Source organism: Ktedonobacter sp. SOSP1-85, assembly GCF_016587415.1.
Lineage (GTDB): Bacteria > Chloroflexota > Ktedonobacteria > Ktedonobacterales > Ktedonobacteraceae > Ktedonobacter.
Window position 1 is genome coordinate 3685534 of record NZ_BNJI01000001.1, and the last position, 19910, is coordinate 3705443.

Genomic DNA, 19910 nt, shown 5'->3' on the forward strand with positions numbered 1-19910 from the left:
TCAGGGGGCAGACGATGGAGCAGGCGTACGATCTGGCTTTTTTGCATGAGTGGGGGGGGCAACAAGAACGTGAGGCAAGGGCCGAGGAGCAGGTGCTGCTCCGGCATGTAAACGAGCTTGTGCGCGAGGCCGATGTCGTCGTGGTGCGCCTGGGGGGGAAGGCGGGTCGCCTGGGCGAGAGCGTTGTGGCGACCGCGCTACTAGAGGGGATCTTCCAGGCGTTGCAGTACCTGGGGAAGGCTGGCACCGCGGTTGAGGTCATTATAGATGAAGGTGTATCGACCCTCTTTAAGGAACAGCTCTACCAGCAGGCATACTGGCCCTGGATTACCTTCTCTGAGGTCATGTCCGGCGAGGATCTATTTACGCGCAGGTTGGAACGTGGCAGGGGCGTGGCGGTTCTGGGCATTGACCTGCATGGCGGTCACGATGGTATGCCTGAGTTAATGGTGCAGGCGGTTGAAGAACATGGGGCTACGCGCAGAATTGCCACGCTTGCCAGGCTTTTTCGCGTGGGTGTACGTAGCTATGCAGGGCATGGGGTTGAGCGGCGCTACGCCGATTTTATCGAGGACCTCTTGCAGTTACCACGTGGAGCGTTGCCAGGAGAGCAGGTGCAGCCTCGTATCCGCCTGGGGGCTGCCGATGATGCACGTTATACTCGCCTGGCACGCAAGCTTCACCTTCAAGATGAGGCGCTACGCGTTGTGTGTTTCTTTCAGTCTGTGGTGATTGCCAAGTGTTACTGTCGCTGGGATGAGGTTCTGGAGCACTTCTCTCGGGAAGTAGCCCGGCGCTCTCCTGGGCAGAAGATAGAGTTTCTTATTCTCTGTGGCCCCGATCAACTACATCCTGAAGGGCTACGCATGGCGGATATGCAGGAAGACTTCGGCACATTTCGTGGTACAAACAACAACGCAAACGTGCTGGTCTATGCCACGGAGACGCTGCGCGACCTGGCGCTGCTTACCCGGCATACGCACATGGTCTTTTCTAACGACACGGGGCCAGGACATATCGCGGGCGCGCTCCAGATCCCTACAATCACGTCTTACCTGCCGGGTACAATCTATTCCATGGCTATCTGGGCCTCCAGTCCCTGGCACCGGGGTGTGACCCTGGAGCCTAATCCCTTTAGTTATCAACAGGTAGAAGCGGCTATCCTCTGGGATAGAACAACGATTATTGATAGCATTCCGCCCGAGAAGCTGGTTCAGGCGGCGCTACAATAGTTGCGTATGGATACGAGGCTCTGGTAAGTGAGAAAAGGCAAGATATCCACATTTAGCGCGGCTTGTCCACAAAAAATGTGGATAACTGCTGCATAAAATGCAAGACTTGTAGCCGTTTAGTCATGTAACGCGAAGATATATATTATAAAGGTGTAGCTGAAGGAGTGGCTATCAGGCATTGTTAGCAGATGTATCTGTGAGATCTCGCACTCTGAGAGCGTAATAGGTGCATCAGCCAAATTATGAGGAAGGGTCGCAGCCCATGAAATCTGTTCCAGAACCCTCTCACGGCGCCAGTCAAACGCGGAGGACACGCGAACGAGAACTTGAGCGCCCGGAAGAGGAGAACGAAGACGTTGAAGAGCTGAGCTTGGGCGAGCGGTTTGTGCCGTTCGTCTTTGCCGCGATGGAGGCTTGCTGGATATATGCTATAGTTCTCGTGGTCGCGGTGTTAGGTATAGGCGGACATATACCGTTGTTGCCGCTCTGGGGGCTGTATGTGCCTCTGGCGGTGGGTGTCTGGTTTGCCCAGGCGCAGAGCGTTCAGGCTGGCGAGGAGAAATCTGAAGCCTCATTGTTTGAGAATACGCCTGTGCGCGTGGGCAGCATGGTAGTTCTGGCTTTGCTGGTGATCTGGGGAAGTGGATACGCGGGGACTTTCCCCCTCTACGCTGTGGATTGGGTTCTGGTGGCCCTCAATGATATTTTGTTACTCAAGCCAGGAGGGTTCCATACAATTTTTGTGCTGGCCATAAGCGCGTTTCTCATCTGGCGCGGCGTGGTGATCACCAGCCGACGTGTTGAGCCGGGTGATGTGATGAAATCATTGCAGATCGGCCTGGGCGTGATTGTGCTGGCTCTCTTACTTTCTAGCTCTTCAGGTGGCGCGGCGGGTGTTCCTCTCCTGTTCCTGATGATTGTGCTCTTCCTCTCATTTGCGCTCATCGCGCATTCATTGGCGCAGGCCTCGTTCTTACGCCTGAGCCATACACGTGGACTGCAAGGAAGTATTGCGGGTCAGGAGCGCTCAATTTTTAGCGTGGTGGGCCTGATCTGCCTGGTTATGATGTTTCTTGGCCTGATCCTGGTCGGGTTTGTCAGCACGGCATTTCTGGCTGAGGTCCAGGGTCCCCTGAGCGCGATCTTTGATGTGATCGCAAACATCTTAGCAACCATCGCTGTTGTTCTGGTCTCACCGCTGTTCTGGTTATTGAACGCGCTGCATCTCCAGACTGGGGCGCCGACATTGAACCAGCACAAAACTCCCCAGCAGCCTCCAGCGACGCGTCATGCACAACCCTCTCCCAGCATTTCGCCCTATGTCTTTACCCTGGATGCATTCCTCATCCTGGCGATTGTCGTCCTGCTAGTGGTACTGGTATGGTTTATCTGGCGCAAGGCCAGTCAGCGCCGGGGAATGGTCACAAGAAGGCGTAAGGCTTTGCGTGATGAGCGCGAGAGTATCTGGTCCTGGGAGCTCTTTGTGCGCCAGGCGCTCTTATTCTTGCGCCAGCTCTGGCGGCGCTTCTTTCCACGCAAGGAGGAGCCTGCGACCGGGGCGATTCAGGCCAGGGAAGAGATCCAGGGCGAACCCGCCGTGCGTACCATTCGCGAGATTTATCGCGCGCTTCTGCAATGGGCGGACCAGCGTGGCGTGCGGCGTCAGCAGGAGGAGACCCCAGTTGAGTTTGGGCGGCGGCTCTCGACCCGGCTGGCAGACGGCGAGCAGGAGCTACAGGTAGTGACCGATGCCTACCTGCTCACGCGCTACGGTGGTTATGTCCCCGATGAGCAGATGCTTGGCCAGGTGCAGCAAGAGTGGCAGGTCTTCCGCCAGAAAGCCAACACCGTGTCAGAGGGGTAAAAATAAAAGCAGTGTAGCGTGGCGCGGAACCTGGCCAGGTTCCGCGCCACGCTACACTGCTTTTGGTCACTATGTTCTTAAGTTATGTCAGAGGGCCGGTGGGGAGGGTGATATTGCCATGCTGGACGTGGTAGATGTGGGCCTTTTGCGCGATCTCGGGCGGGAAGCTCTCAAGGTCGGTCGCGGTAAGCAGCACCTGCTGGTGGCTTAGCACCTCCTGGAGGAGATACTGGCGGCGTACCGCATCCAGCTCACTAAAGACATCATCGAGCAGCAGCACAGGCTCATCGCCTGTATTGCTGCGCATAAAGGCTAGCTCCGCCAGCTTGGTGGAGAGGGCCGCGGTACGCTGTTGGCCACGTGAGCCATAGGAGAGCATATTGACGCCATTAACCAGGAACTCGAGGTCATCGCGGTGGGGTCCGAGGAGGCAGACGCCTTGCATCGTCTCCTTGCGGCGTATGGCTTGTAGCTGTTGCTGGTAGTGTTTTTGGGCCTCAGGCAGAGATAACGACTCATCAACGCTGAAAGAGGGGCGATAGATAATCTCCAGCCGTTCGCGTCCTCCGCTGATGGCTTGTTGCAAGGGATTGGCCAGCTGGTTAATGCTGGCGAGCATGTGGTGGCGTTCATGCATAATCTGGTTGGCGAGCTGAGTAAGCTGGTCATCCAGGTAGTCAATGAGGCGTGGATCCTCTTGATGATCGCGAATGCGTTTGAGCAGGGCCGAGCGCTGGGTGACCACCTTGCGGTAGCGGACAAGCGCCTGGCAGTAGTGGGGGCTGACCTGGCAGAGGGCGCGATCAAAGAAGCGGCGGCGCTCCTCAGGCGAGCCATCAACCAGGTGTAGATCAACGGGTGCGAAGAGCACCACCTTCATCTGCCCAATAATATCTATCGTGCGCCGGGGAACGCCATTGAGCTTATAGCGTTTGCGCGGCGTATTGGCGGGGAGATCAAGCCCGCGTGAGGTTTGCTGAGATGTGTCATCCTGGGAAAAGGTTGGAGGAGTAGGATCAAAGACGCTGATCTCAATCTGAGCGTCATCCTCATGACGAGAGACGCGTCCTTGCAGATGTGCGACATGATCAGGAGCCTGCCAATTGACTACCTCACGATCACTGGAGGCGTGAAAGGATGTCGCGGTAGCGAGCATACTAACCGCTTCGAGTAGATTCGTCTTCCCCTGGGCGTTCTCTCCACAGAAGAAGAAAAGCCCTGGCCCTAGAGTTAAGTCTAGATGCTTATAGTTGCGAAAGTATTCAAGCGTGAGGTGAGTGAGATACATGCACCTGTCCATGAAGTTATGCTTAGCCGATGAACAGCAAGTTTGCCTGCATAGCTGAGGGGCATGGAAGATCATCCAGGCCCCTCACACATTCGTATCGCGCTCATTGGGAGAGCTGCTACGAGCAGGTTTAGTGATTGGTGCTCATTGGCATGATGATATAGGTGTAGTCGGCGGGACCAACCGGTTTGACGACGCCCGGGCGAGCCGCTGACGTAATTTCGAGCGCGACCTCGGGGGTACCAACGACGCCCAGGACATCCGAGAGATATTTAACGTTGAAAATGATCTCTTGTTCGGGGCCATCGACGGCGGCGTTGATGGTGCTGACGTTGCTACCAATATCTTCGGCGGTCGCTTCAATAGTGAGCGTGCCCGTCTCATTACCGTCCTCTGAGCCGCTATTCACTTTAATGCGTGCGATATTCGAGCTATCGCGTGCAAAGGGAGTGACAGTCTTGACGGCGGCGGAGAATTCCTTGGTCTCGACGACGGCGCGGGTCGTATGTTCTTTCGGAATGATGCCCCGGAAGTTGGGGAAGGTACCCTCGATCAAGCGCGAGACCAGGTCGACGTTATCGGTGTGGAAGAGCACCTGGCTGCGGTTGGGGGTTACGATCATCTGCACGCTTCCCTCATTGGGCAGGATGCGTGCCAGCTCGGTCAGAGTGCGCGCGGGAATCAGAATGGTATCCGCGAGCAGGTCGCCACCGGGCATGGGGGCGGACATAACCGCGAGGCGGAAGGCATCGGCGGCGGCGAAGGTCAGCTTCTCATTGGTCGTCTCCACATGGACGCCAGTGAGCACGGGACGGGCATCGTCGTCGGCGGCGGCAAAGGCCACGTACTCGATCATTTCTTTGAGCTGGCGAGCATCAAGCGCGATAGGGGTCTCGCTTCCCTCGGCGCTTGGGATGAGCGGAAACTCAGAGGGGTCCATACCCTTGATGGTCGCGTTACTGCCCTGACCCTTGATACTCATCGTATGGGACTCATCCGCGACTGAGAGCTCGACCTGGCTTGGGCGCAGGCTGCTGACGAGATCGGAGATGGTCTTGGCGGGAACGGTCGTGGAACCTTCTTCCTGCACCTCGGCATCGATCCAGCAATTGATACCGATCTCCAGGTTGGTGGCCGAGAGCTTCAGGCGACCATGATCGGTAGTAAGTAAAATATTAGCAAGGATGGGGAGTGTGCTACGGCTTGAGACAGCGTGGCTGACCGTAGAGAGGCCACGACTCAAGTCTTGCTGCTTACATGTAATCTTCACAGACAAATTTCCTCCAGACACAACCAGAACGCATAGAATTTCCAGCTTAGTATAGCCTATTCCACCGGTGAGGACAAGGCGTCATAGCTTGTAGCTCCCCTCCTCCAGGCTGCTGTAATGTGCGTATATGCTCTTTCCCCTATTCTTATTCAAGGGGGAAGAAACGGTTATCAGGCTACTTAGAAGGAGAGGTGGTCCTCTTTCTGGCGGAGGAGGAGAAGCACGAACTGGTAGAGCGCGAAAAGTTCCAGGCCAAAGGGGAGGTAGCCGATATAACCGAGCAGGGGCATTTCGAAAATCTTCCAGAACTCGATATAGGGAACGGTGTAGTACCACTTGGGGAACGAGAAGTAGTTCCACATCTCCCAGAAGAAGCCACAGATCAGCGTGCCCAGGGGCAGGACGATGAAATGCCAGTCACCCACCGTCAGGTGAGCCAGCGTTGACTTGCGCCCAAACCAGTTATTAACCGGATCGAGCAGTAATGCCAGGCAGAGCCAGATGAGACCGAAATAGTATTGCGGCCAGAGGATGGGCAGCACGAGGCAGAGCAGTCCCAGGGCTACAACGCCTAGCAGCAGTGGCAGCGGCAAGCGCGGACCCGTTTGCTCAGCGAGCAGGCGTGGATGAAACGGCTTGAAGCTGCTTAGAAGCTCAGTAGTTTCCATTACAGCAGGGAGGACAGTGCTAAAATTTAAGCTAGCGATCAAGAAATATGCTAGCGGGGTATAGGGCTGATCCAGGCGATAATGCCAGTTTTGCACGAAATTGTTAAACCACTCGAAAATCCACCAGAAGAGGCTGGAGACCAGGAAGAGGAGGGGAAAGCGTCCCCCCATCCTATGGAGCAGCGAGCTTCCTTTGCGCGCACGGTTCAGCGCGTCAAGCGTCAAAATATAGCCCAGCCAGAGCGGAAAGAAGCTATAGCGATAGAATGGCTCCACGCGAAGCCAGGAGCAAGCCCAGGCCATGAAACAGAGAGCCAGGGCGATCTTACCATAAAATGGGAAGCGTCTCATATGCAGGCCTTTTTCTATCTATGCGATCCCCTGTTGCGTATAGAGTGTCTGAATTTGTTTTACGACTTCTTTCATATTACCATGAATATAGACACCTGGAATATCCTGAGCAATATTGGGATATTCCAGGAAGGCCTGTCCGCCGAAGATAAAGCGTGGTCGAGGCGAGGGCAGCTTCTGAATCTGTTGTGCCAGGGAGAGCAGATCTGGGAGGTGCGAGGGGATGGTCAGGGAGACGCAGACCAGCGCCGGGCATAACTGTTGTATGGAACCGATTAACCCCTCACTCTCGATGCTCTGGCCCAGGTATGCCACGCGCACATTTTGCAGGCGCAAGACCAGTGCCAGCATCAGCGCGGCAAGCTCATGGGCTTCTCCCGGAGCGCAGCTAATCATGACGAGGGGCACGTGCATTGGACGAGGCGCCATATGGAACAAATTGGTAAGCAGGCCGCGGAAGAAATTGCTGGCGAAGTGTTCAACGGTGACCGTAATCTTATGATTCTCCCAGAGTTCACCAATTTTCCAAAGTGTAGGTGTAATTAAATCGGCGCACACCTGTTCGACAGGATAGGTAATTAAGAGAGGCGTGAGTACCATATGAGCTTCTGTGTCGTCCAGGTTACGGAAAGCGGTCAGCAGGCGCTCCTGGGCAAGGAGCAGAATTTCTTCTGGTAGCTGAGGTAGGGCCTCACGAGGAAAATGAAGTGGCTCTGGGGCGCTTACTTCCTGTTCAGGAAATTCATCCTGTTGCGCACGTAGTTGCTGCTCCAGTCCACGAGGGAGGGTAAATGCCTGGAGACCGGCGACTGTGAAGACATGAGGGCTGTGGAGGGGGGACGCAGCATCGACCTGTTTGGGCGGATGTTGCTTGCGCACCTTGTCCAGGCGTTCAAAAAAGTTAATAGCCTCGCTAATACTCATGCCATTGTCGATGCGCTCTTTTAGCCAGCGCAACAACACCACATCGCGTTCTGAATAGAGGCGATAGTCGTTTTCGGCACGTTTGGGAGTCAGGAAGTGATAGCGTCGCTCCCAGATGCGCAACGTATTAGCACGGATGCCAGTGATCTGTTCAACCACTTTGGTGTGATAGACTGGCTCGCCTGAATATTTTTCCAGGTCCGGACAAGCGTTAAAGCCCTCATACATAGTCACTTCGTGTCTCCTCCACATACTTCTTCTCCGAAAACCTGAGCGCGAAGCGCTAGTCACGCCAGTGACGTTGGGTTTCGGAATAAGATCATAATCAAAGATAGATGTATAGCCAAGAACGGATAATTTTCTCCCCACATCCCTCCTCTATATCAGGGACATACTGAGAGACCTATTTCAGGTAGTGTTTAGATTTTTTTCTGGTATGTGAAGCTATTTGGCATAGAAGCTATTTTTCATAGTATAACACGGTCTTTTCCTGGCAAAAAGGGCTATATTTTGTTTTGAAAACCTCACCTCAGGTGCCTGTTTCGACTCGCAAGCTCGCCTCGGGTAAGGGGGATCAGGCGGTGGGCTGGCGGAGCCAGCCCACCGCCTGATCCCCCTTACCCCTGAGCGCCGCAAGCACGAAAAAAGAATTTTTTGAGAGCATAGTGCTTGACACGTGGGTAGCGGCACTGCTATCATATGCTTGCATAGCTGCGCCCACACTATGGGACCGTATACTCAAATCGTCTACGGGTCAGGTTACAAGACCGTGGATTTTTTCGTGTGTTTGCCTGTAGCTGTTGAGACCAGGAATGGTCATTGCCCGCGCATGTCGGTACCTTCTTATACGGAAACCAACGCCGCTCTTGCGGCTAGTGCTCGCACGCTCAGGTTTTCCGATAGGTAGTATGTCGTCGAGTAAGCCTGCGTATCTGGCATTGTTTCCTCGCCGTGTGCCGCTGGGGTGCAGCAAGATAGACGGATGAGTTGTTAGAAGCGGAACTGTGAGGATGGCCTCCATCCACGCCTCCCACGTATCCCTCTCATCACGCGCGGGTTTTGTAGTCGCGTCATTCTTAGCTAAGGCTGTTTGGGCGCGACGAAAGTTTTGCAAGGAGAAAATTGAAGAGATGTTTGCCGTAATCAAAAGTGGTGGACGACAGTACAAAGTCACTGTCGGCGATAAGCTCGAAGTGAACCGCCTCCCCCATGAGGATGGGAAGCAGATTGAGATCGGCGAGGTATTGCTGGTCTCCGATGCCGACACTGCTCTCGTGGGTGCGCCTTTTGTTGAGGGCGCGAAGGTCCTGGCCACAGTCGTTGGTCAGAAGCGCGGTGAGAAGCTAATCGTCTTCAAGTACAAGTCCAAGAAACGCTATCGCCATCGCCGTGGTCATCGCCAGGAATTGACTGTTCTGAGCATTGATGACATTATCTCGAAGGGCAAGAGCCTGGTCTCTGGCGAAGAGCCAAAGGCAGAAACAAAGGCCGCACCTGCTAAGGCTAAGGCGAAAAAAGAGACCGCTCCCGCTGAAGAGGTCAAGAGTGAGACTCAGACCGCTGTTGCGGAGCAGCCCGTTGAGGAGAAAAAGCCTCGTCGCCGTTCAAGCAAGAAGGCTCAAGAAAGCAGCACAGAGGAGTAAAATCTCATGGCACATAAGAAAGGTATGGGTAGCTCGCGCAACGGTCGCGATAGCAAACCTAAGATGCTTGGTGTCAAGCGCTTTGATGGTCAGCTGGTGAGCGCTGGTAGCATTATCGTGCGCCAGCGTGGTACCAAGATCCGCCCCGGCGACAATGTCGGTCTGGGTCGTGATCATACCATCTTCGCTCTGATCGATGGTTATGTCAAATTTGGCCACTACTCACGCGATCGTCGCAATGTCAGCATTGTGACCGAGTTCCCCGATCGTCCCTCCATTGCGGAACTGCTTGGAGAGGTTGAGGAGCCAGTCGCTGCTGAAGCCTAAGCCAAATTAAACACACAAAAAGAGAGAGGCGGATCATATGATTCGCCTCTCTCTTTTTTTAGTCTAGCGTCTACTGACCAGGAGTAGGTGTGGCCCCTGGCGTAGCGGCAGGAGGCGTGAGCTGGGGGGTGCCATTCCCGGCGTCAGGAGTAGGCGTGGCCCCCGCGTTATCGGCAGGAGGTGTAGGTTGAGCGTTACCGTTGGCAGGCGTGGGGGTAGCACCTGCTGTGCTGGTAGGTGCCGCGGGCTGAGTAGGCGCTGCGCCATTCTGCCCACCATTGTTGTTAAGGTTGATAGTGGCGCTGATAGTGACGCCATTGCCATCAGTCTGGGCCTGGATGGGGCTATTCATATTGAGTAGACCCTGGCAGTTGAGGCCACCATCGGCCCCCCAGGTGGTGTTGAAGCGCTGGGCCATAAAGGTAAAGAGATTGTTAGCCACGTCTGGCATTGGTGAGGCTTTCTGCTGAAGCAGGTTCATCAGGTTTTGCAGGCGTGGCGGCTGGATATTGAGCAGATTGGTGCAATACTGTTTGGTGCTTGCGCCCCGATCGGTGTTGAGCACAAACGGCTGATCCACACCCAGGCGGTAGAGGTTGAGTTTGGCTGTGCTGCTTTTCCCGTTATTGAGCACCATAGGGTCGCCTGCTGGAATGACCGCCGCGGGTTGAGCCTGTTGCCGGGCTGCCTGTAACTCGTTGAGTGGCAGGGCGGGAGCCATCTGGCCTGGAGCTGCCAGGTCGGGGGCCATCCAGGGTTTACAACCTAGAGCACCGTCCAGGGCCACTGCAACCAGGCGGTTATCACTGGCGTTGACAAGAGTCTGCGCGCCCTGCAACTGACCTGCATTGGTCGGGTTCATTTGCGCGGTCTGGCCATTGGCGTTGGCCAGGTACACGCTGGTCACGTTATCGCTCTGGTCCTGGTCGACAACCGCAAAGTCGCGAACTGTAGGGCAGGGTTTTCCATCGCTGCCCTGGCCGATGGGGGGAACCACAAGTTTGGCCTGTCTGATCGCCTGGTTGGCCGCGCTGAAGAAGGTGGGTGCGTTGCAGTAGGCGAACTGGCCAAAGGGATTATTGAGCAGGCCATTGACACAGCGTCCCTGGAGTAGCGCACTACCCTGGCCCCGGAGCGTCAGGGTCGAGCCATTAAAGCCAAACCAGAGACCCACAATAGCGTTCTGGGGTAGTGTCGGTACGACTGGCGCGACGGCGGGTTGCGTACCCGCATCGACGACCAGAGGATTGTAAATTGAGATCTGGCCTGTAGCCGGGTCAAAAACGGCCCCTTGTACGAAGGCGGCTTGATCCGCGTTGGCCTCATTACAGGGACCCGCCTTGGGATCGGTGGCTTGCAATTGGTAGGGAGTAGCCAGGCCCCGCGCGCTGAGGGGATTGGCGGGTACAGTAAGGGTACAGTTGGCATTGGCCGCCGCCGCGTGGGTGCCTATGCGCTTCTGGCCAAAGAACAGGAAGGCTCCAGCCAGGAGGGTGAGCAGCAAGAGCACGATACTCACAAAGATCACTGGTCTGAGTCCTGACTTTTTTTGTCTCTGAAGCGGCTCCAGAGGGCCACTTGAACCGGTACCTGGTTGTTTTATGTCGGGTTTTGGCAGTGTTTGCATATTAGCTCCTCTCTTACTTGTCATCCTTCCCCTGTCCGGGTTGTGGACAGTTGATGAGGACGCGACGGGTTTTGTTATCCATAGCGAAGGTACAGGTGACACCGTTGATGGTGGTGGTTCCCTGGCAGCCAGAGATAAGGACACCGTTGACGGAGCAGTCCATGGGCATTGTCAGTTTGATGCCCTGGATCGTGGCGTTGATGGTAACGCCATTGGAATCTTGTTTGAGTGTGATTGGCGTGTCAGTATTGAGTAGTCCCTTGCAATTGAGGCCGCCATCGGCCCCCCAGGTAGTATTAAAGCGCTGGGCCAGGAAGGTAAAGAGGTTATTGGCTGCACCTGTATCAGGAGAGGCCTGGTGAGTCGTAACGCGAGCATCGGTCAGCATGCGCTGAGGGGCCGCCGCGAGTAGACTTGTACAGTAGAGGCGTGTACTTGCTTCGTCGGCTCGCTTGACCATTGGCTGGTCGACACCAACGCGATACAGGTTGAGTTTCTGCATATTGGGCTTATCGTTGTGTAGTACCATGGGATCCCCATTGGGAATAATGGCTGCTGGCGCCGCCTGGTCTGCCGCGGCCATCAACTCGTTGAGCGGTAGTGCCGTTGTCATCTGACCAGGATCTGCCAGGTCAGGCGCCGTCCACGGTTTGCAGCCCAGGGCATTGTCCAGGGCAATGGAGACGAGTCGGTTATCGCTGGCATTGGCGATGAGTTGCGCCCCCTGGAGTTTAAGGGCATTAGCCTGATTCATCTGCGCGACTGTGCCATCATTTGTTGTTAGATAGGTTGATGTGACATTGTCGCTCTGGTCCTGGTCGACGACCGAGAAATCGCGTACCGTCGGGCAGGGCAGACCGTCATGAGCCCGCCCCAGCGCTGGAACTTTGAGCTTCCCTTGCTGAATGGCTTGATTTGCTGCCTGGAAGAAGGCTGGGGCGTTACAATAGGCAAATTGACCAAAGGCATCATCGGGTAGGCCATTGACACACTTGCCTTGCTGGAGAGCATCCCCGTTCCCTTTTAGCGTTAAGGTACCGGCGTTAAAGCCGAACCAGAGGCCAACGATCGCGTTTGCGGGGAGTTGCGGCACGACCGGAGCAAGCGCTGGCTTATTACCTTTATCCACAACCAGGGGATTATAGATCGAGATCTGACCCGTCGCAGGATCAAAGGCCGCGCCCTGCACAAAGGCCGACTGTCCTGCATTGGCTTCGTGGCAGGGACCCTGCTTAGGATCAGTAGCGACAAGTTGATATGGTGTGGCAAGTCCTTTGGCACTTAGAGGATTTTGTGGCACGACAAGCGTGCAATTAGGATTGTCCTCGGCGGCATGGGAGCCGAGGCGCGGTTGTAACACGAGATAGGTTCCTGCCCCGAGTGTCAGCACGAGACAGAGGACAAGTGTAATAAGTAGCCATGGCGCGATACGCTTAGGCGGTGTTGGGCGAGGTAGTGGCTTGCTAGCTGAGGGTTTGTCCTCTCTCGGCTTTGTCTTATGAGACCGGTTAAGTGTTTGCATACGTTTAGTGTGGCCCTTTCTCTCTCTGGTAGCAACTCTATCACAATACATGCAGCAGTGTGGCTGCGTTTCGCACTATGCCAGGCAAAGGCTCGCGTGACTTGTGCCTACAAACGGTCAAATGTATAAGCGTTTGTACGGCTTTCAGGGTGGCATGGGTATGGTCTTTTTGCGTGGATGGCACCCTCCTTGGCTTTTTTGAATGGTACGTCTCTATATATCAATTTATGCATCAGTGTCCGCGTGCTCTGGAACAGTTTGAAATAGTGCGATGTGTTCTGGCATGTTGTAGAACTCTACTGTTCTGTTAGGGATATTACCATGCTTCTTTTGGTTTTCGTTATGGGTACAAGATAATTTAGTTGTAAAGTACTAAAAGCTGGTTAAGATAAATTTCATATTTTGCCACTTTTAATGAATGTTTTGAAATGTTGTAGTTCTTCTCTGCTGATCCCTGCGAGTAGACTATACTGAGAGAGTGAGATCTAGACGTTTGTAGGTATCGTTTTTTTGTGCGGGCCGAGACGTTTGAATGCGCATCATAAAGCCTGAAAGGATAGCTGGATGAGGGCATTGATAAGCGTAGCAAATCGTGAGGGACTTCCCAGGTTGGCTCAAGAGCTAGAGAGTCTGCATGTCTCTCTCTTCTCCACCAGGGAGACATTAAAGGCTCTGCAAGCGGCTGGCGTCACGGCGACACCAGTAGAGGAGCTAACCGGGTTCCCTGACATTCTTGAGGGGCGTGTCAAGTTGCTTCACCCCGCTTTGTTAGGGGGGGTGCTGGCCCGGCGGGACCGTCCCCGGCACGAAGAAGATTTGCGTGTTCACCACATCGAACCGATAGATGTCGTGGTGGTAAACTTTCCTCCATTTGTAACTCAGGAGGAGACCCCGCTGGCGGATGCCATGGAGCAGCTAGATATAGGTGGAGAGACACTACTGCGCGCTGCCGCCAGTAATTTTGAGGATGTCCTGGTATTGATACGTCCTGAGGATTATGTCCCTGTGCTTCAGGAATGGCGTGAACAGGGAGAGGTGAGCCTGGAGACGAGACGCAGGCTGGCTGCGATTGCTTTTTACTATCTGGCAAGCTACGACAGCGCGCTTGCAAGCTACTTGCACACCAGCTCAGATGAACTCTTTCCCAGCATCGTCACTCTGTCTGCGCAGCGGGTGCGCAATCTACGCTATGGGGAGAACCCACATCAACAGGCGGCTCTCTATCGCTGGCCCTCGTTCCACAAGCCAGGCCATATCCGGGGAGAAGCTACGCTTGCCGGGGCGGGAATTCTCCAGGGAGGCGAGCTATCATATAACAATATGCTGGACCTGGATACTGCTTTGGAGGCGGCACGAGCCTTTACCGTGCCAGCCGTCGCGATCATCAAACATACCAATCCCTGTGGCCTGGCCTGTGGAGATACTCTGCTTGATGCCTACCAGCAAGCACACGCTGGCGATCCTATTTCGGCCAGCGGAGGGATTGTAGGTTGTAATCGCGAGGTCGATGAGGATACCGCGCACGAACTGAGCCAGCTCTTTTTTGAAGCCGTGATCGCGCCGGCTTTTAGCCGTGAGGCACGGTCTATCCTGCGCGCGAAGCCGGAGATGCGCCTGCTCGCTACGCACGCCCCCCTGGAGCCACGCAAGCGCGCGACTCATAGCCTGAAACTCGATCACCGGCCAGCGCACCCCTTAGATGTACGCTCAATTAGTGGGGGACTTCTCTTGCAGACGCCGGATTTGTTTGGCGAACAAGAGGTAGAATACACCGTTGTGACCGAGCGCGATCCCAACCTGGAAGAGGTCACCGATTTGATGTTTGCCTGGAAGGCGGTACGCCTGGTGAAATCAAACGCCATTGTGCTGGCCCATAAGCTGGCCTTAATTGGTGTTGGCGCGGGCCAGATGAATCGCCTGGCAAGCGTACAGTTAGCGCTGGAAAAGGCTGGAAGCCGTGCTCGGGGTTCGGTACTTGCCGCCGATGCCTACTTCCCCTTCGCCGATGCGGTGGAGGCTGCGGCCCGCGCGGGTATTACCGCCATCATTCAGCCAGGAGGAGCGGTGCGCGACGACGATGTCATCCAGGCCGCCAACAGCTATGCCATCGCCATGGTCTTTACAGGAAAGAGACACTATCGCCACTAGCAGCTAAAATGTACAGGTCTTTTCCTGTGGCATTAGCTATGCCAATCTTTCTGGGTAACTGTGGCACTAGTTATGCCAATCTTTCGGTGTAAAGGTGATGTGGCTGGAAAACTGGCTTAGCCAGTTTTCCAGCCACATCACCTTTACACCTTTTGAGCGCCGCAGGCGCGTTAGAGGGGGACTCTTTGGTAGAAACTCAAAAATGTTGATTTATTTTGGCACAACGACTACAATACGAGTACAGTTATCTAGCAATACCTCCTCGAAAGGAGCCGCATACGGTGAATAGTCCTATTGAACTGCGCAAGGTCATCTGGGGCGCGGTTTTATCCCTTTTATGGGTTTTTACCTTTCTCTTCATCAATGGCAACCTGGTCATTGACTGGACCGGGACCGGTAATAACCTTACACCTTTGAAGCCGCTGGTCATTTTTGTTGGCCTGCTCGTTATCTTCTTCTTTAATCTCTTCTACCGCTCAAGCGCTGAGACAACCAAGCTGAACTGGACAGTGACGCTGACCATGGTCTGGATGTCGATGATCCTCTTCTTTCCATTCCGCACCGACAAGGCGGGTGGCGCGATGGGCTTCTTTGCCCTGATTGGAGGATTGGCTGTAGTGGTACTCTGGGTTCGCTTCTTCTCAGACGAGATTTTTACTTCGCGTTCATAAGATATTGTGAAGTATTTGGGGAGAGATAGAGTGGTGCCTCCCGGCAACCGCCGGGAGGCACCACTCTATCTCTCCCCAAATACTTTTTACGCACTAGTGATAGTAGGCGCGTGCGAAGCGGGCTGCCCAGCGGGCGTTATTAATCAGGAGGGCGGTATTGGCTTCGACGCTGGCTCCCCCTGTGGTTTGGGCGACATGCCCAAGGATAAAGGGAGTGGTGGCGGCGCCTTTGACCTCTTGCTCTTGTGCCAGGCGTAGAGCCTCATCAATGGCGGCTTCCAGGGGTTCGGGGTCCATGGCGTACTCTGGAGGGATGGGACAGCCCACGACGATACCTGCGAGACCGCATTCCCACTGCTCACGCGCGACACGCGCCATCGTCTCAACCTCGTCAACGCGAAGCGGGAGGCGTATACCGCTTTCACGCACATAAAAGGCGGGAAGCTCATCGGTCTGCCAGCCAATGACAGGTACGCCCTGCGTCTCCATATATTCCATGGTCAGGTTGAGATCCAGAATCGACTTGGCGCCCGCGCAGACAACCATGACCGGCGTCTTGCTTAACTCGGTCAGGTCGGCGGAGATATCCATACTATCTGCCGCGCCACGATGAACGCCACCAATACCACCTGTGGCGAAGAAGCGAATACCTGCCATACTGGCGCAGAGCATCGTTCCCGCGACTGTTGTCGCGCCAGGTTGTCCACTAGCCAGGGTAAAGGCCAGGTCACGACGACTGACCTTGCGCACGCCTTTGGCGGTCGCAAAGAGTTCTAACTCGTCAGTGCTCAAGCCAATTTTGATCTTGCCATCCAGAAGGCCAATCGTAGCCGGGACCGCGCCTTCCTCGCGAATGGCCTGCTCCATAGCCCTGGCTGTACGCACATTCTCGGGATAAGGAAGTCCATGTGAGATAACGGTCGATTCCAGGGCCACCACGGCCTGCCCTGCCTGGAGCGCCTGGGCAACCTCGGGCGCGAGGACGATCTTCGTGGAAATAGCGGTCATATATTTCTTATCCTTTAGCTTCTGTGTCTCTATTGGAAAAGTATACAGGCCGTTTTGGGAAAGCGCAAACCAGGCACCCTGGCCCAGGAGATCTTAGCCCATCCCTTTCTCCCAGTTGTAGCCACCACCTTATGCTGACTCGTGCTATTACTAGCTACCTGGCGAGTTCAGTTTTGAGCCGTCTTAATGCGGAGCTTCAATATGTACCGTTTATTTTGCGCTGACTGCGGGCACATGCTATAGTAGCTGATAGAAAATGGTACACAAATAACGTGCGGCGTAAGGGGTATCTAAGCCTGTTAGTTAGATGGGTTTGCTAGATACTCAAGTGTTGAGGAATGCTTATTCTGTTGGTAGGCTATTGTATCTGTATAGCGCTAAGATACGAGACTGGCAACCCTTCTATTCTTATGTACGCGGTCTCGATGCTGAAAATAGGGAGTAAAGAATATGGGTTTCGCGAAGAAATTAGCTACAACAACGATGGTTGTAGGTGGCACGCTGGGTGCCCTGGCTATTTACAATAGGCTGGTTGATTCTATGGCGGGGGAGCTTGATACAGTCCTCACGGGCGAGGAGCGGCGCTATCCCTGGAAGTATGGCGATATGTACTATAGTGTGAAGGGGAATCGCGATGCCAAACCCCTGCTCTTCATCCACGGCTTCGGCCCTGGAGCCTCCTCGTATGAGTGGCGCAAGAATATTGATGCCCTGGCCACAAACTTCCGTGTATATGCAATCGATTTATTAGGCTATGGCCTCTCGGATCGTCCGGATGTGGCATATGATGCCGAAATGTATGCCGACCTGATCCATGACTTTATGCGCGAGGTGATTAATAAGCCCGTGACTGTTGTCGCGCATGGTCAGAGCTGCGCCTTTGTGATCGCTGACGCCTATCGCCGTCCACAGCTCTTTGAGCAACTGATTCTCGTCGAACCTTCCCTCACTATTCTGCAAGAGCATTATCCCAGCCCGCTTGCCAGTGGCTGGCGGGCCCTCTTGCGCCTACCCATTGTCGGCCAGGCACTCTACAATGTTCTGGCCTCGCGCCAGGCTATTCGTGGCTACTATGACCGCCAGGGCTATCACAATCCCGGCCTCATTTCTGATGAACTGGTGGAGTATGTCTACACAAGCGCGCACCAGCCCGGGTCATATGTCGCGGCCTCAGCAGTCCTGAGCCAGGGGCTAGCTATGGATGTTCATGAGCCATTTGCGCGCCTGCAAATGCCTGTCCTGGCTGTCTGGGGACGTGAGGGCGAGCTGCGACCAAGCGAGGCCAGCGGAGCCTTTAAGCGTGTTAATCCCGCAATCGAGGTGCGTATTCTGGATAAGAGTCGCTACCACCTGCAAGATGAGCAAGCGGTCTCCTTTAACAAGCTTGTACGCGAATATGCGACCAGCGCGGCGACCAGCACAGGCAAGAGTATCTAATGTCAGAGAAAAAAGAGCTCGGCACTACTGGCGTACACCAGTAGTGCCGAGCTCTTTTTTCTCTGACATTATTAGAGTTGGGAGACTTTGAAGCTGGTGATGGCCAGGCGCGTGTTGTCGCTGTGCAGGCCTATCTCTCCTGGGGCGGTCAGCGTGCTATTACTGGCTTGCACAATGGCTTTGCCATCGATAAGTAAGGCGATCTCGCTGCCATGGATCTCTACCCGATATATATGGCTACCAGTCGAGAAGTGATAGCTGACGTTTTTGAGCCGCTTAATGATCCGCCCACCCTCTACGAGGGCGATATACGCGCCAGTATGTACATCTAGTCCACAGATATAGCTGCGCCCGCTATGCAGCCGTACGATGATACCATAACCACCTGATTGCAAGAAGAGGCTATTGCCTTGTTTGCCAGGCTTATTTTGACCACCGTTCTCACTAGATTGGCCAAATCCTCGGAACGCGATTTCAGTTTCTACGGCATAGTTGGCAGATTTCGCGTGGAAGGGAGAGAGCGCATTAGCGTTGACCAGGGAGCCGTCGCTTGTGAGCTGGCCATTCTGAGCTTCCCAGCCATCAGTGAGTTGCCAGGTATCTTCAGGTCCCCAGGTTGCCTGGTAGAGTGCTTCCCCGGAGGGAACGCTGGTCGTTCCAGGTGTCGTGGTGGTGCTTGCCACCGGTGTTTGCTGGGTGTGGGTGGCGACTGGTTTATACAGCGCGAAGCCACCAATGACGACCAGGAGTATGACCAGGATCGCGGCCACGCTGACGAGCAGGAAACCGGGTACACGGGAGCGCTGACGAACTGGCGTTGGCTTGCCCGTCGTCCAGGGCTGGCCTGCGTTTTGTTGTGGCCCCCTTTGCTGGGTCTGCTGAAAGGCTGTCTGTGTGTGAGGTGGAGTCTGAAAGGGCATACCAGGCCGGGAGATCGGGGCAGGCATTTGCTCTGTCATATCATTGCTATGCAGGGCGTTGCCTCGCTCGTAGGCGCCTGGGAAGGATTGGCCTGCTTGCGTTCCAGGATATGGTGTTGGTAAGCGTAAGCGCGCGGAATCCATAGCGGGTAGGGGCGCGCCATGGAGAAAGGGTTGAGCGGCTTGCTCGAAGGCGTGCGCAAAGGTCAGCACATCTGGGTAGCGTTGCTGGGGGTCTTTGGCGAGGGCTATCTCTAACACGCGTGCAAGAGGGAGTGGCATGACTTGGGGATCAAGCCGTGTCATATCAATAGCTGGGGCGTTAAGTTGCTGCGCGCAGACCTCAGAGAAGGACCCCTGAAAGGGCGGGTGTCCTACCAGCCACTCGTAGGCGACAATCGCCAGGGCATACTGATCGCTTGCTGGCACCGGTTTGCCCATCAGTTGTTCAGGTGCCATATAGGTTGCCGTGCCGACAACATCTAGCGAGGTCTGGCGCGAGGTTTGCGCCACCAGGGCAATGCCAAAGTCGCTGAGCAGGACCTCGTCGTTGCGGTTGAGCAGCATATTCTCGGGTTTGATATCGCGGTGAATCAGGCGCTGATTGTGCGCATACTGGAGCGCGCTCGCGACCTGGCTGAGCAGGGAAAGAAGTATGTTGAGTGGTACACGCGTCCCACGCGGGTAGCGCCGATTGATCGCGCCATTAGTCGCATAGCCCATCACCAGGTAGGGGATGCCCCGCTCAACACCATAATCGAGAATGCGGATAATATGTGGATGCTCAAGTTGCGCGATGACCTGGGCCTCCTTGCGAAAGCCCTCCATATTTTCTGGCGTCAGTGTGAGGCGTAGGACTTTAATCGCGGCCTGGGTCTGAAGATGAATATGTTCGCCAAGGTAAACGTCCGCGAAGCCCCCCTGTCCAAGCAACTTTACCAGGCGATAATTTCCTAATTGTTGTCCTACTAAAGCCCGCTCTACGGGAACTTCGCCGTAATTATTCATTG

At 55.0% G+C, this 19910-nt stretch carries 15 protein-coding genes; 7 read left to right on the forward strand and 8 right to left on the reverse strand.

What is annotated here, in order from left to right:
• Positions 1–14 precede the first annotated feature (14 nt).
• On the forward strand, positions 15–1232 hold the full coding sequence (locus tag KTE_RS15405) for a glycosyltransferase family 9 protein (protein ID WP_201382315.1): 1218 nt from the start codon (positions 15–17) through the stop codon (positions 1230–1232).
• A gap of 262 nt (positions 1233–1494) precedes the next feature.
• The gene (locus tag KTE_RS15410; protein ID WP_201382316.1) at positions 1495–3096 is read left to right on the forward strand and encodes a DUF4129 domain-containing protein; all 1602 of its coding nucleotides are present in this window, start codon (positions 1495–1497) and stop codon (positions 3094–3096) included.
• Between the two features lie 82 nt (positions 3097–3178).
• Here the strand turns inward: KTE_RS15410 and recF are convergent, their stop codons facing one another.
• From recF to KTE_RS15430, 4 genes are all read right to left on the reverse strand, one after another.
• Positions 3179–4384, reverse strand: a complete 1206-nt coding sequence (gene recF / locus KTE_RS15415) for a DNA replication/repair protein RecF (RefSeq protein ID WP_201382317.1) — start codon at positions 4382–4384, stop codon at positions 3179–3181.
• 130 nt (positions 4385–4514) lie between these two features.
• Positions 4515–5654, reverse strand: a complete 1140-nt coding sequence (gene dnaN, locus KTE_RS15420; protein ID WP_201369878.1) for a DNA polymerase III subunit beta — start codon at positions 5652–5654, stop codon at positions 4515–4517.
• A 179-nt stretch (positions 5655–5833) separates the two neighbouring features.
• Positions 5834–6673, reverse strand: coding sequence for a hypothetical protein (locus tag KTE_RS15425; protein ID WP_201382318.1), 840 nt, complete (start codon positions 6671–6673; stop codon positions 5834–5836).
• 18 nt (positions 6674–6691) lie between these two features.
• Positions 6692–7825, reverse strand: coding sequence for a MerR family transcriptional regulator (locus tag KTE_RS15430; RefSeq protein ID WP_236600664.1), 1134 nt, complete (start codon positions 7823–7825; stop codon positions 6692–6694).
• Positions 7826–8727: 902 nt separating this feature from the next.
• Here KTE_RS15430 and rplU point away from each other — a divergent pair.
• Both rplU and rpmA read left to right on the forward strand, forming a co-directional pair.
• Positions 8728–9240, forward strand: coding sequence for a 50S ribosomal protein L21 (gene rplU, locus KTE_RS15435; RefSeq protein WP_201382320.1), 513 nt, complete (start codon positions 8728–8730; stop codon positions 9238–9240).
• Positions 9241–9246: 6 nt separating this feature from the next.
• The gene (gene rpmA, locus KTE_RS15440; RefSeq protein ID WP_201382321.1) at positions 9247–9567 is read left to right on the forward strand and encodes a 50S ribosomal protein L27; all 321 of its coding nucleotides are present in this window, start codon (positions 9247–9249) and stop codon (positions 9565–9567) included.
• A 70-nt stretch (positions 9568–9637) separates the two neighbouring features.
• Here rpmA and KTE_RS15445 read toward each other — a convergent pair whose 3' ends face one another.
• Both KTE_RS15445 and KTE_RS15450 read right to left on the reverse strand, forming a co-directional pair.
• Positions 9638–11194: a hypothetical protein gene (locus KTE_RS15445; RefSeq protein WP_201382322.1), complete on the reverse strand. Its 1557-nt coding sequence runs from the start codon at positions 11192–11194 to the stop codon at positions 9638–9640.
• Between the two features lie 13 nt (positions 11195–11207).
• The gene (locus KTE_RS15450) at positions 11208–12554 is read right to left on the reverse strand and encodes a hypothetical protein (protein ID WP_236600418.1); all 1347 of its coding nucleotides are present in this window, start codon (positions 12552–12554) and stop codon (positions 11208–11210) included.
• 726 nt (positions 12555–13280) lie between these two features.
• On the opposite strand from KTE_RS15450, the gene purH reads away from it, so the two are divergent.
• Both purH and KTE_RS15460 read left to right on the forward strand, forming a co-directional pair.
• The gene (gene purH, locus KTE_RS15455; protein ID WP_201382324.1) at positions 13281–14864 is read left to right on the forward strand and encodes a bifunctional phosphoribosylaminoimidazolecarboxamide formyltransferase/IMP cyclohydrolase; all 1584 of its coding nucleotides are present in this window, start codon (positions 13281–13283) and stop codon (positions 14862–14864) included.
• 281 nt (positions 14865–15145) lie between these two features.
• Positions 15146–15535, forward strand: coding sequence for a hypothetical protein (locus tag KTE_RS15460; protein WP_201382325.1), 390 nt, complete (start codon positions 15146–15148; stop codon positions 15533–15535).
• 93 nt (positions 15536–15628) lie between these two features.
• Here KTE_RS15460 and KTE_RS15465 read toward each other — a convergent pair whose 3' ends face one another.
• Complete coding sequence (locus KTE_RS15465) at positions 15629–16543, reverse strand: pseudouridine-5'-phosphate glycosidase (protein ID WP_201382326.1); 915 nt, start codon at positions 16541–16543, stop codon at positions 15629–15631.
• A 450-nt stretch (positions 16544–16993) separates the two neighbouring features.
• Here KTE_RS15465 and KTE_RS15470 point away from each other — a divergent pair, with 450 nt between their 5' ends.
• Complete coding sequence (locus tag KTE_RS15470; RefSeq protein WP_201369867.1) at positions 16994–17980, forward strand: alpha/beta fold hydrolase; 987 nt, start codon at positions 16994–16996, stop codon at positions 17978–17980.
• A 71-nt stretch (positions 17981–18051) separates the two neighbouring features.
• Here KTE_RS15470 and KTE_RS15475 read toward each other — a convergent pair whose 3' ends face one another.
• Entirely contained in the window at positions 18052–19908 is a 1857-nt protein-coding gene (locus tag KTE_RS15475; protein ID WP_201382327.1) for a serine/threonine-protein kinase, read from the reverse strand.
• Positions 19909–19910 lie beyond the last annotated feature (2 nt).

What these genes read in the sequence shown, in the direction of transcription:
- KTE_RS15425 (WP_201382318.1), bottom strand. Translation starts at nt 6,673, where the DNA reads ATGAGACGCTTCCCATTTTATGGTAAGATCGCCCTGGCTCTCTGTTTC.
- recF (WP_201382317.1), bottom strand. Translation starts at nt 4,384, where the DNA reads ATGTATCTCACTCACCTCACGCTTGAATACTTTCGCAACTATAAGCAT.
- purH (WP_201382324.1), top strand. Translation starts at nt 13,281, where the DNA reads ATGAGGGCATTGATAAGCGTAGCAAATCGTGAGGGACTTCCCAGGTTG.
- KTE_RS15475 (WP_201382327.1), bottom strand. Translation starts at nt 19,908, where the DNA reads ATGAATAATTACGGCGAAGTTCCCGTAGAGCGGGCTTTAGTAGGACAA.
- KTE_RS15410 (WP_201382316.1), top strand. Translation starts at nt 1,495, where the DNA reads ATGAAATCTGTTCCAGAACCCTCTCACGGCGCCAGTCAAACGCGGAGG.
- KTE_RS15445 (WP_201382322.1), bottom strand. Translation starts at nt 11,194, where the DNA reads ATGCAAACACTGCCAAAACCCGACATAAAACAACCAGGTACCGGTTCA.
- rpmA (WP_201382321.1), top strand. Translation starts at nt 9,247, where the DNA reads ATGGCACATAAGAAAGGTATGGGTAGCTCGCGCAACGGTCGCGATAGC.
- KTE_RS15470 (WP_201369867.1), top strand. Translation starts at nt 16,994, where the DNA reads ATGGGTTTCGCGAAGAAATTAGCTACAACAACGATGGTTGTAGGTGGC.
- KTE_RS15405 (WP_201382315.1), top strand. Translation starts at nt 15, where the DNA reads ATGGAGCAGGCGTACGATCTGGCTTTTTTGCATGAGTGGGGGGGGCAA.
- KTE_RS15465 (WP_201382326.1), bottom strand. Translation starts at nt 16,543, where the DNA reads ATGACCGCTATTTCCACGAAGATCGTCCTCGCGCCCGAGGTTGCCCAG.
- KTE_RS15430 (WP_236600664.1), bottom strand. Translation starts at nt 7,825, where the DNA reads ATGTATGAGGGCTTTAACGCTTGTCCGGACCTGGAAAAATATTCAGGC.
- rplU (WP_201382320.1), top strand. Translation starts at nt 8,728, where the DNA reads ATGTTTGCCGTAATCAAAAGTGGTGGACGACAGTACAAAGTCACTGTC.